The 12,377-nt window shown below is 64.1% G+C and carries 8 protein-coding genes; 3 read left to right on the top strand and 5 right to left on the bottom strand.

The features are described 5' to 3' along the window. The first annotated feature begins 108 nt into the window (after positions 1–108). Positions 109–2,859 (top strand): DNA mismatch repair protein MutS, encoded by a 2,751-nt coding sequence (gene mutS / locus AC0L25_RS01465; protein ID WP_473593879.1) that lies wholly within the window; start codon positions 109–111, stop codon positions 2,857–2,859. 227 nt (positions 2,860–3,086) lie between these two features. Here the strand turns inward: mutS and AC0L25_RS01460 are convergent, their stop codons facing one another. The 3 genes from AC0L25_RS01460 to AC0L25_RS01450 form a co-directional block, all read right to left on the bottom strand. Continuing rightward, the gene (locus AC0L25_RS01460; protein WP_473593878.1) at positions 3,087–3,932 is read right to left on the bottom strand and encodes an aldo/keto reductase; all 846 of its coding nucleotides are present in this window, start codon (positions 3,930–3,932) and stop codon (positions 3,087–3,089) included. A gap of 92 nt (positions 3,933–4,024) precedes the next feature. After that, positions 4,025–4,426 (bottom strand): CopM family metallochaperone, encoded by a 402-nt coding sequence (gene copM, locus AC0L25_RS01455; RefSeq protein ID WP_473593877.1) that lies wholly within the window; start codon positions 4,424–4,426, stop codon positions 4,025–4,027. Positions 4,427–4,469: 43 nt separating this feature from the next. Then, entirely contained in the window at positions 4,470–6,974 is a 2,505-nt protein-coding gene (locus AC0L25_RS01450; protein WP_473593876.1) for a heavy metal translocating P-type ATPase, read from the bottom strand. A 242-nt stretch (positions 6,975–7,216) separates the two neighbouring features. On the opposite strand from AC0L25_RS01450, the gene AC0L25_RS01445 reads away from it, so the two are divergent. After that, entirely contained in the window at positions 7,217–10,018 is a 2,802-nt protein-coding gene (locus AC0L25_RS01445) for a [protein-PII] uridylyltransferase (RefSeq protein WP_473593875.1), read from the top strand. A 46-nt stretch (positions 10,019–10,064) separates the two neighbouring features. Further along, positions 10,065–11,648, top strand: a complete 1,584-nt coding sequence (gene murJ / locus AC0L25_RS01440; protein WP_473593874.1) for a murein biosynthesis integral membrane protein MurJ — start codon at positions 10,065–10,067, stop codon at positions 11,646–11,648. On the opposite strand, the gene AC0L25_RS01435 is transcribed toward murJ, so the two are convergent. Then, the gene (locus tag AC0L25_RS01435; RefSeq protein WP_473593873.1) at positions 11,638–12,042 is read right to left on the bottom strand and encodes a type II toxin-antitoxin system VapC family toxin; all 405 of its coding nucleotides are present in this window, start codon (positions 12,040–12,042) and stop codon (positions 11,638–11,640) included. The genes murJ and AC0L25_RS01435 overlap by 11 nt on opposite strands. Continuing rightward, positions 12,042–12,287, bottom strand: coding sequence for a type II toxin-antitoxin system VapB family antitoxin (locus AC0L25_RS01430; protein ID WP_473593872.1), 246 nt, complete (start codon positions 12,285–12,287; stop codon positions 12,042–12,044). The genes AC0L25_RS01435 and AC0L25_RS01430 overlap by 1 nt, the downstream gene beginning before the upstream one ends. Between the last annotated feature and the right edge of the window lie 90 nt (positions 12,288–12,377).

Raw genomic sequence — 12,377 nt, 5'->3', positions numbered from 1 at the left:
ACCGTTGAGACGGGTGCAATGCTTTCTTTTGTGGAACGTTCGGGATTAAGGCTACACTTCGCTGCTGTAAACCGCCAAGCATGGCTTGGGGAATTTGGAAGCAGCTTCTTGAACGACGAAACGCCCATTCGCAGCGACAGCGCTACGCCGGCCTTTGCGCCGGCGACGCCGATGATGGAGCAGTATATCGAGATCAAGGCGGCGAACCCGGATTCGCTGCTGTTCTACCGCATGGGCGATTTCTACGAGCTGTTCTTCGACGACGCCGAGAAGGCGAGCCGGGCGCTCGGCATCGTCCTGACCAAGCGCGGCAAGCACCAGGGCCTCGACATCCCGATGTGCGGCGTACCGGTGCATGCCGCCGACGATTATTTGCAGAAGCTGATCGGACAAGGGTTTCGCGTCGCCGTCTGCGAGCAGATCGAGGATCCGGCCGAGGCGAAGAAGCGCGGCGGCAAGTCGGTGGTGCGCCGCGACGTGGTGCGGCTGGTGACGCCCGGCACCATCACCGAGGACAAATTGCTGGCGCCGTCGGAATCGAGTTTTTTGATGGCGCTTGGCCGGGTCAAAGGCGGCGCCGAGCCAAGAGGCGGGGAGCGCGGTAGCGCGACCGGGAACCAAGGAAGTTTTGCGCTGGCCTGGATCGAAATCTCGACCGGCGCCTTCCGCGTTGCCGAGACCACGGCAGACCGGCTGCTCGCCGATGTCTTTCGCGTCGACCCACGCGAGCTGATCGTCGCCGAGCCGGTGTTTTACGATCCCGAGCTGAAACCGGTGTTCGATGTGCTCGGCCGCGTCGCCAATCCGAAGCCGCCGAGCCTGTTCGACTCGGCGTCGGCCGCCGGGCGCATCGCCCGTTTCTTCGAGGTGGCGACGCCGGACAGTTTCGGCACGTTTTCCCGCGCCGAACTGTCGGCGATCTCAGGCGTCATCGCCTATGTCGAAAAAACGCAGAAGGCCGAGCGGCCGCCGCTGTCGCGGCCCGAGCGCGAGGAGCAGGGTTCGACGCTGTTCATCGATCCGGCGACACGCGCCAATCTGGAACTGCTGCGCACCTTGTCCGGCAGCCGCGAAGGTTCGCTGTTCAAGGCGATCGACCGCACTGTGACCGGCGGTGGCGCGCGACTGCTCGCCGACCGGCTGATGGCGCCGCTGACCGATCCGGCAGCAATTGGCGCAAGGCTGGATTCGGTGTCGTTCTTCCGGTCCGAGACACGATTGTGCCAGGCGGTGCGGGCGAGCCTGAAGAGCGTCGCCGACATGCCCCGCGCCCTATCGCGGCTGGCGCTCAACCGCGGCGGCCCGCGCGATCTCGGCGCGCTGCGTGCCGGGTTCGAGGCAGCCGGCACTATCGCCGAACTGTTCGGGGCGACCGCCCTTCCGCAAGAACTGGCGACGGCGCTGGCGGCGATCGAGGCGCTGCCACGCCCGCTGGCCGAGCATCTGATGCAGGCGCTCAGTGACGAGCTGCCGCTGCTCAAGCGCGACGGCGGCTTTGTCCGTTCCAGCTACAATGTTGAACTCGACGAGATGCGAGCGCTGCGCGACGAATCGCGCAAGGTGATCGCCGGGCTGGAGCGCTCGCTGATCGACGAAACCGGCATCCGCTCGTTGAAAATCCGGCACAACAATGTGCTCGGCTACTACATCGAAGTCACCGCCAATCATCATGCGCTGATGACCGGCAGCGACGGGGCGAGGGCGCGCTTCATCCATCGCCAGACCATGGCCAATGCCATGCGCTTCACCACGACCGAACTGGCCGAGCTGGAGTCGAAGATCGCCAATGCCGCCGACCGGGCGCTGGCGATCGAGCTTGCCGCCTTCGACAGGCTGACGGCGGAAACGGTCGCCCAGGCGGACAAGATCCGCGCTGGAGCCGATGCGCTTGCCGTGCTCGACGTGTCGTCGGCACTTGCGCTGCTTTCCGAAAGCGAAGCCTGGTGCCGGCCCGTCGTGGACGCGAGCCTCGCCTTCGCAATTTCGGGCGGGCGGCATCCGGTAGTGGAACAGTCGCTGCGGCGTGCGGGCGAAGGACCGTTCGTCGCCAATGATTGCGACCTGTCGCCGGAAGGCGATGCGAAAAACGGCGCGATCTGGCTGCTGACCGGCCCCAATATGGGCGGCAAATCGACCTTCCTCAGGCAGAACGCGCTGATCGCCATCCTCGCCCAGACCGGCTCCTTCGTGCCGGCGGCATCAGCCCATATCGGCGTCGTCGACCGGCTGTTTTCACGTGTCGGTGCCTCGGACGATCTGGCACGCGGCCGCTCGACCTTCATGGTCGAGATGGTCGAAACGGCGGCGATCCTCAATCAGGCCGGCGAACGCGCGCTGGTGATCCTCGACGAGATCGGCCGCGGTACCGCTACCTTCGACGGCCTGTCGATCGCCTGGGCGGCGGTCGAATACCTGCACGAGAAGAACCGCTGCCGGGCGATCTTCGCCACCCACTTCCACGAGATGACGGCGCTGGCCAGCAAACTGGCTCGGCTGCACAATGTCACCATGCGGGTCAAGGAATGGGAGGGCGACGTGGTGTTCCTGCACGAGGTCGGCAAGGGTGCCGCCGACCGCTCCTATGGCGTGCAGGTGGCGCGTCTGGCCGGCCTGCCGGAAGCGGTGGTCGGGCGGGCCAGGGAAGTGCTGCACCAGCTGGAAGCGGGCGAGGTTTCGGGCAAGGCCAATCGGCTGGTCGACGATCTGCCGCTGTTTTCGGTGGCGATGAAGCGAGAGGCGCAAAAGCCGGCAAAGAGCGATGGACTGAGCGCGGCGCTAGGGGAGATCAATCCCGACGAGATGACGCCACGGGAGGCGCTGGAGGCGCTGTATCGGCTGAAGGGAATGGCGGGGAAGTAGTTGGGCTTCGTACGATAGCTCTCTACGGCGCCCCCCTCTGTCCTGCCGGACATCTCCCCCACTTGGGGGGAGATTGGCAGCTTCGCCTGCAGCGCCTTTTTTGCACTGTTGAGGATTGGCGAAAGTGGTCGCGACAGCGGATCTCCCCACCTGTGGGGGAGATGTCCGGCAGGACAGAGGGGGGCGCGAAGGAACGCGGCCTTAGTTTTACTTCCCCGCTACTCTCCTCAAATCATCGCCAAGCCCGACTTCCGCCTCGGTGGCGGGAAGGCATGGTCGATGTCGGCGAAATCTTCCGAGGTGAGCTCGATGTCCAACGCAGCGACATTCTGGCGGACATGCTCTTGCCTGCTGGCCTTTGGAATCGCGATGACGCCTGGCTGCGCCATCACCCAGGCCAGCGCCAGCTGAGCCGCCGTCGCATTGTGGCGGGCGGCGATGGCTTCGAGCCTGGTATTGCGCGCCAATACGCCCTGATCGACCGGCGAATAGGCCATCAGCGGAATGCCGCGTTGCCGGCTCCAGGGCGCAAGGTCGAATTCGGGGCCGCGCTGGGACAGATTGTAGAGGATCTGGTTGGTCTGGACGCTGTCGCCGGCCGGCAGGCTGACCAGTTCCTCCATCTCATGGGTGTCGAAATTGCTGACGCCCCAGTGGCGGATCTTGCCGGCCTTTTTCAACGCCTCGAAGGCCTCGACCGTTTCCGCCAGCGGCACGCTGCCGGGCCAGTGCAGCAGATAGAGATCGATCCGGTCGGTGCGCAGATGCGTGAGGCTTCTGTCGCAGGCCGCCGGCACGCCGGCACGCGAGGCGTTGGACGGCAGCACCTTGGAGACCAGAAAGACTTCGTCGCGGCGCCCGGCAATTGCGTCCGCAACCACCTCTTCGGCCCCGCCGCTGGCATACATTTCGGCGGTGTCGATCAGCGTCATGCCGAGATCGAGCCCGAGCTTCAGCGCGTTGACCTCATCGGCATGGCGGCTGAAATCCTCGCCCATTTTCCACGTGCCTTGACCCAGCACGGGAACGGCTTCGCCTGAGGGCAATGTGGTGGTGGTTATCGTTGATGGCATGGCGCGCTCCAGTCGAGGCCTGATGGCAGCACAGCGTTCAGGAGAAATCCAGGTGAAAGTCCTTCCCTGGTTTCCTCCGGACTGCTTGACGCCTATTTCACAGGGTGGGCGGCGAGCCAATCCTGCATCTGCTTGATCTCGGCTTCCTGCGCCGCGATCACCGCTTCGGCCATTTTGCGCATTTCCGGATCCTTGCCCTTGGCAAGCTCGACCTTGGCCATGTCGATTGCGGCCTGATGATGCGGGATCATGCCGCGGGCGAAATCGACATCGGCATTGCCGGAAGGCTCGATCGCCATCATTGCGGTGTGCATCTTGTCCATCGCCGCCTTGTAGCCATCGGTCGAGGGATCCTGCGCGCCCATCGCCTCCATGTCGTGCGCCCCCATGTCGTGTTTCATCTCCTGGGCTTGCGACGGAATGCTTTCGAGGAAAACGGCAAGCAGCATTCCCGCCGCCATCAGCAGCAGCACGATCTTCTTGGCCAAGGTCATTCATTGTCTCCTTTTTGAACGAATTTCTATCTGGGGGCTTGGCTCAGAGTTTCAACGTCCTGAGCCGCAACGCGTTGGAGATGACCGAAACCGAGGACAGGCTCATCGCCGCCGCCGCCAGCATCGGCGACAACAGCGTGCCGGTGAGAGGATAGAGCACGCCGGCGGCGACCGGCACGCCAAGCACGTTGTAGAGGAAGGCGAAGAACAGGTTCTGGCGGATGTTGCGGATCGTTGCTTGGGCGAGTGTGCGGGCCCGGACGATGCCGTTGAGATCGCCCTTGACCAGCGTGATCCCAGCGGTTTCGACCGCGACATCGGCGCCGGTGCCCATGGCGATGCCGACATCGGCGGCGGCCAGCGCCGGCGCGTCGTTGACGCCGTCACCGGCCATGGCAACGCCGGCGCCCCTGGCGCGCAACTCATCGACCAGCGCGCTCTTCTGTTCCGGCAGCAGGCCGGCACGCACCTCATCGATGCCGAGTTTGCTGGCGATGGCTTTCGCCGTGCGTTCGTTATCGCCGGTCGCCATGATGATCTTGAGGCCGCGATCGTGCAGCGCCTTGATCGCCTCGGCTGTCGTCGCCTTTATCGGGTCGGCGACGGCGACGATGCCGGCCAGTTTGTTGCCAACCGCGACAAACATCGCGGTCTTGCCCTCGGCCTGCAGCGCCTCGGCGCTGGCCGAAATGGACGCGATATCGATGCCGAGAGCGGCCATCATCGCGGCGTTGCCGAGCGCGACCGACTTTCCCGACACCGTGCCGGAAACGCCCTTGCCGGTCACCGCCTCGAAACTACCGGCGTCGGGAATTTTTACCCCGCGTTCACGGGCACCTTCGACGATCGCCTCGGCCAGCGGATGCTCGGAGCCTTTTTCCAGGCCGGCGGCAAGGGCCAGCAGATCGTCTTGCGTCATGCCCTCGGCAGCGACGACGTCGGTCACTCTCGGCCGGCCTTCGGTCAATGTGCCGGTCTTGTCGACGATCAGCGTGTCGACCGAAGCAAAGCGTTCGAGCGCCTCGGCGTCCTTGATCAGCACGCCGGCATGCGCGCCGCGCCCCGTGGCGGTCATGATCGACATCGGCGTGGCAAGACCCAGTGCGCAGGGACAGGCGATGATCAGCACCGAGACCGCCGAAACGATTGCAAAGATCAGGCTGGGTTGCGGCCCGAAGATCGCCCAGGTGATGAACGCAACGATCGCAACCACCACAACGGCCGGGACGAAATAAAACGAGACGCGGTCGGCCAGACCCTGGATCGGCGCGCGCGAACGCTGCGCCTTGGCGACGAGCTCGACGATCCGCGCCAGCGTGGTTTCGGCGCCGATCCTCTCGGCGCGCATGATCAGCGAACCGTTCTTGTTCAGCGTGCCGCCGGTGAGCGGGTCGCCCTCAGTCTTTTCGACCGGCAGCGGCTCGCCTGACAGCATCGATTCGTCGATGGAAGAGCGGCCTTCCAGCACGATGCCGTCGACCGGCACGGCATCGCCGGGGCGGATGCGCAGGCGATCGCCGGCCTTGACCGTGTCGAGCGGCACGTCGTTTTCGGAACCGTCCTCGCCGATCAGCCGCGCGGTCTTCGGTGCGAGGTCGAGCAGCGCGCGGATCGCCGAGCCGGTTTTTTCACGGGCGCGCAATTCCAGCACCTGGCCGAGGAAAACCAGCGCGACGATGACGGCGGCCGCCTCGAAATAGACCGGCACCGTGCCCTCATGACCGCGGAACTGGTGCGGAAACATATCCGGGAACAGCGCGGCGACGACGCTGTAGAGGTAGGCCGCACCAACGCCGAGCGAGATCAGCGTCCACATGTTGGGACTGCGGTTGAGAACCGATTCCCAGCCGCGATGGAAGAAGGGGAATGCCGCCCACAATACAACCGGGCTGGCCAGCGCCAATTCCACCCAGATCTTCGCCGAATCCTCGATGAAGTCGCTAAACGTCACGCCGAGCATCGGCGCCATGGCGAATATCAGCAATGGCACGGCCAATACGGCACTCACCCAAAAGCGCCTGGTGAAGTCGACCAATTCCGGGTTGGGCCCCTCATCGCCTGATGGTACGCCCATCGGCTCCAGCGCCATGCCGCAGATCGGGCAGGCGCCTGGCTTGTCGCGGACGATTTCCGGATGCATCGGACAGGTGTATTGTGTGCCTTTCGGCATCGCCTGCGGTTCGGGCCGGTTGCCGAGATACTTTGCCGGCTCCGCCTCGAATTTCACCTTGCAGCCGGCCGAGCAGAAATAGAAGCCCTGGCCTTCATGCCGGGCAAAGTGCTTGGCGGTGGCACGCTCGACACGCATGCCGCAGACCGGGTCGGTGGCGGTAAGGTAGTTTTCCGGCTCGGCCGTGAATTTCGAACGGCAGCGCTCGCTGCAGAAATGATAGATATGGCCGCCATGCTCGGCTGTCGGTTTGCCGGCGGCCGGATCGACGGTCATGCCGCAGACCGGATCGCGAATGACGGCTTCGGCGACGGACGGAGCAGCTTTTGCCGCGCAGCAGCCGCTATGGGCGTGATGGTCATGGTCGGAATGCGTCATGCAGAAGTGCCCCTGTGTCTCGGTTCTGAAAGGGAGGTAGTGCTTCCAGTGACTGGAAGGTCAAGGACCAATTTCTGTTTTTCTTGCCGAGGCGCGCGCCAAACCGCCGGCGGACAATCCCGCATCCAGCCGCCGCCGCATGCTATCGACGACTCCCGTGAGAGCGTGTCCGCCCGCCCCATACCCAGCGCCGCGAAAACGCGCTATAGACGCCGCCAAAACGGCGAGGCCGAACGGCAATTATGGCAAAAATCTCTCTAAAGCTCGATGAACTGATCGACAGCCAAGCCTTGCGCTGCGAGATGACCGCGCTGACCGCGGCCACGGCAGGCGACGGCTCCGGCAAGGCTGCGCGCGCCGGTGTTCTCCAGCTTCTCAAGGGCAGGCTGGCCGCCGGCCGCAGCATCGCCGAACGCATGCTGATGGACGACGGCAGTGGCACCGCCTGCGCCGCCCGGCTGTCGCATCTCATGGACGAGATCATCCGCGCGCTCTACGATTTCGCCGCCACCCATGTCTATCGCGTCAAAAACCCGTCTTCGGCCGAACGCATGGCCGTCGTCGCGGTAGGCGGCTATGGCCGCGGCACGCTGGCGCCGGGATCCGACATCGATCTCCTCTTCCTGCTGCCCTACAAGCAGACGCCATGGGGCGAGCAGATCGTCGAATACATGCTCTACATCCTGTGGGATCTGGGGCTGAAGGTCGGCCACGCCACCCGCAACATCGACGAATGCCTGCGGCTGTCGCGCACCGACATCACCATCCGCACCTCGATCCTGGAGGCGCGTTTCCTGTGGGGTGAGCAGAAGCTCTATGACGAGCTCCTGCAGCGTTTCGACCGCGAGGTGGTGCGCACGACCGGGCCCGAATATGTGCAGGCCAAGCTTGCCGAACGCGACGAGCGCCATGCGAAGGCCGGCGAAAGCCGCTATCTGGTCGAACCCAACGTCAAGGACGGCAAGGGCGGGCTGCGCGACCTGCAGACGCTGTTCTGGATCGGCAAGTATTTCTACCGGGTGCGCACCGGCGAGGAACTGGTCGACAAGGGCGTCTTCACCGGCACCGAATACCGGGAATTCCAGAAGGCCGAGGACTTCCTGTGGGCGGTGCGCTGCCACATGCATTTCCTCACCGGCAAGGCCGAGGAACGGCTGCATTTCGACATCCAGCGCGAGATCGCCGAGCGGCTGGGCTACACCACACATCCGGGCCTGTCGGCGGTCGAGCGCTTCATGAAGCATTACTTCCTCGTCGCCAAGGATGTCGGGGATCTCACCCGCATCTTCTGCGCTGCGCTCGAGGAAGAGCAGGCCAAGCATGTGCCGGGCTTCAACCGCATCTTCCTCACCTTCTCGCGCCGCAAGCGCAAGCTTGCCGGCACGTCCGATTTCATTATCGACAACCATCGCATCAACGTCGCCGACGACCTGGTGTTCGAGCGCGATCCGGTCAATCTCTTGAGGCTGTTCTGGTTCGCCGACAAGCACGGGCTGGAATTTCACCCCGATGCGCTGAAGCTGCTGACCCGTTCGCTCGGCCTTATCGGCAAGGCGCTCAGGCGCGACGAGGAAGCCAACCGGCTGTTCCTCGATATATTGACGTCGGACCGCAATGCCGAACTCAATCTCAGGCGCATGAACGAGGCGGGACTGCTGGCAAAGCTGATTCCCGATTTCGGCAAGATCGTCGCCATGATGCAGTTCTCGATGTACCACCACTATACGGTGGACGAGCATTTGATCCGCTGTATCGGTGTTTTGGCCGAGATCGAGCGTGGCGACGGTGAAAAGATCCACCCGCTTGCCCACACGCTGATGCCGGGGCTGAAGAAAAGCCGCGAGGCGCTCTACGTCGCGGTGCTTTTGCACGACATCGCCAAGGGACGGCCGGAGGACCATTCCGAAGTGGGTGCCCGGATCGCGCGGCGCATCTGCCCGCATATGGGGCTGTCGGCGACCGACACCGAAACGGTCGCCTGGCTGGTCGAGAACCACCTCGTCATGTCGATGACGGCACAGACCCGCGATCTCAACGACCGCAAGACGATCGAGGATTTCGCTGCGATCGTGCAGTCGGTCGAACGGCTGAAGCTGCTGCTCATCCTCACCGTCTGCGATATCAGAGGCGTCGGGCCGGGCGTCTGGAACGGCTGGAAAGGCCAATTGCTGCGCACGCTCTACTACGAGACCGAATTGCTGTTGACCGGGGGATTTTCGGAAGTGTCGCGCGCCGAGCGAACGGCGGCAGCACGCGAGCGGCTGGCCGAAGCGCTTGCCGATTGGCCCGAAAAAGCCCGCAAGCGCTATGTCGGCCTGCATTACGAGAACTATCTGCTGACGGTCGATCTCGCCGACCAGCTTCGCCACGCCGAATTCATCCGCGAGGCGGATGCTGCGGGCAAGAAGCTCGCCACCATCGTCAAAACCCACCAGTTCGAGGCGGTGACCGAAATCACCGTGCTGGCGCAGGACCATCCGCGCCTGCTGTCGGTCATTGCCGGCGCTTGCGTGGCGGCCGGCGGCAACATCGTCGATGCGCAGATCTTCACCACCGCCGATGGCCGCGCGCTGGATACTATCCTGATCTCGAGGGAGTTCGACCGCGACGAAGACGAGCGTCGACGCGCCGAGCGCGTCGGCCGCCTGATCGAGGATGTGCTGTCGGGCAAGAGCTGGTTGCCGGAGATGATCGAGAAGCGCACCAAGCCGCGGCGCGGCGCCAAAGTCTTCCGCATCCCGCCGCGCGCCGAAATCCGCAATACGCTGTCGAACCGGTTCTCGGTGATCGAGGTCGAGGGGCTGGATCGGCCGGGCCTGCTGTCCGAGATCACCGGAGCGCTGTCCGACCTGTCGCTCGACATCGCCTCGGCACACATCACCACCTTCGGCGAAAAGGTCATCGACACCTTCTATGTCACCGATCTCACTGGCCAGAAGATCGACAGCCCGACGCGCATGGCCGCCATCCAAAGCAGGCTGGTCGCGGTTCTCGAAGGCACCGTGCCGGAGCGCGGCGGCAAGGCCAAGGCTGCGGCCGAGTGACAACCACCATTTATTTGTCCCAATCCTGCAGGCAGTCTCCAGACGCATGAGCCTTGTCAAAAAGTTCGCGACGGTCGCTTCCGGCACGCTGATGAGCCGCGCTCTTGGTTTCGTCCGTGAGATGCTGATGGCGGCCGCACTCGGCACCGGGCCGATCGCCGACGCCTTCAACGCCGCCTTCCAGTTTCCCAACACCTTCCGCCGGCTGTTTGCCGAAGGCGCCTTCAACGCCGCCTTCGTGCCGCTGTTCGCCAAGGAAATCGAGACCCACGGCACCGATGGCGCCAAGCGCTTTTCGGAAGAGGTGTTCGGCGTATTGTTCACGGCGCTGCTGGCGCTGACCATCGCCATGGAACTGGCGATGCCGCTGATCGTGCGCTACCTGGTTGCCCCGGGCTTTGCCGACACGCCGGGAAAGTTCGACATGACGGTCCGGCTTGCGACCATCATGTTTCCCTACCTCATCTGCATGTCGCTCGGCGCCATGATGGCCGGCATGCTGAATTCGCTGCGCCGCTATTTCGCTGCCGCGGTGGCGCCGGTATTCCTCAACATCATCCTGATCGGCGTGCTCGCCTATGCCTGGCACAAGGGATCGGACGCGCGCACCGTCGGCTTCGCGCTGGCCTGGGGTGTGCTGGCGGCGGGCCTGGTGCAACTGGCGATCGTCTGGGTGGCGGTGCGCCATGCCGGCATCTCGATCGGTTTCCGCCGGCCAAAGATGACGCCCAATGTCAGGCGGCTGCTGATCCTGGCGCTGCCGGCGGCAATCACCGGCGGCATCACTCAGATCAACCAGCTGATCGGCACCGCGATCGCCTCGGCGCAGGACAGTGCGGTGTCGTCGCTCGCCTATGCCGACCGCATCTACCAGCTGCCGCTCGGCGTCGTCGGCGTCGCCGTCGCCATCGTGCTTCTGCCCGAACTGTCGCGGGCGCTGAAGTCAGGCAATCTGATCGAGGCGGCCAATCTGCAGAACCGGTCGGTGGAGTTCACCTTGTTCCTGACTTTGCCGGCAGCGGCGGCACTGCTGGTCATGTCGGAGCCGATCGTCGGGCTGGTCTACGAACGCGGGGCATTTGCCGCCAACAACTCGACGCCGATCGTGGCGGCGATCCTGGCGATCTTCGGCTTGGGCTTGCCGGCCTTCGTGCTGATCAAGGCGTTCACCCCCGGCTATTTTGCCCGCGAGGACACGCGCACACCGATGATCTTCGCCGCCATCTCGGTGGCGGTGAACATCACCACCGCGCTGACGCTGTTTCCGCAGATGGGCGCGCCGGGCATCGCCGTCGCCTCGGCCGTCGCCGGCTGGGCCAATGCGCTGATGCTGCTCGGCGTACTGATCCGGCGCGGCCATTGGGGCCGCGACGTACCGCTCATGAGACGCATCCCAAGGCTGGTGCTGTCGGCGGCGGTGATGGGGGCGGGGCTCTACTTTGCCGAGCACTGGTTTGCCGCCCAACTGGCCTCGGGCTCACCGCTGGCAATCAAGGCTACGACGCTTCTTGCGCTGGTAGCCGGCGGAGCGTTGCTGTATTTCGTCACCGCCTTCGCCACCGGCGGCGCCGATTTCGGCATGATCCGGCGCAATATCAGGCGGAGGAGCTCCCCTTCGACTAGGGAATAGTCTCCAGATCCGTAAACCGGAATTCGTCCGCCGTCGAAAGCATGGGAACGGCGTAGTGGCGCGCGCAAGCGTAGTGGAAGCAATCCGCGAGGTTGAGGCGATTTGGCCCTGATCGAAATCGCATGGCTGCATCCAACGACAGCGAGACTGCGGCTGACGGATCGGGCAGATCACGAACCGCGATATCTCGTTGCTCCAGGAATGCGGTGACCAGACGCCTGCTGTCGTCGACGGAAATCGCGAACTTGTCCGGGCGCGCAAGAGCCACCGCCGCTTCCCATACGGCTATCGCCGACGTGAACCGTTCTGCAGCTTTAACCACGGCGTCGGAACAGCGCTCCGCTTCGTCCTCATCGCTCAGGATGGCGATTATCGCGGCCGCATCGATGAACATCAGTTCTCCCCGGACATTTCATCGAAGACCGAGCGAGGGAGTGGCCTGCGCGCCTTGTCGTTCAGCTTGATGCCGATTTCCGCGCGAAGACGGGCGGCAGTTTGGAGAGGCGTTTCGCGGTTGCGCCGGCGCTCCAGAGCTTCACGCATGGCGATCACAATCGCCTCGGTGATGCCGACGCCCTCGAGCTTGGCGAAAGCACGCGTCAGAGTGTCCGCCTCCTTGTTGTTGATATTGATCGTCACCGGTTTTGCCCCTTGGTGTAGATGATACTATGTAGCTATCTACATTGCCTCGTCAACGCGGGGCGAGACGGAAGCGATCGCCTCGGCGCA

Source organism: Mesorhizobium sp. WSM4813 (assembly GCF_055811555.1).
This window is presented reverse-complemented; position numbering and strand designations above follow the sequence as displayed.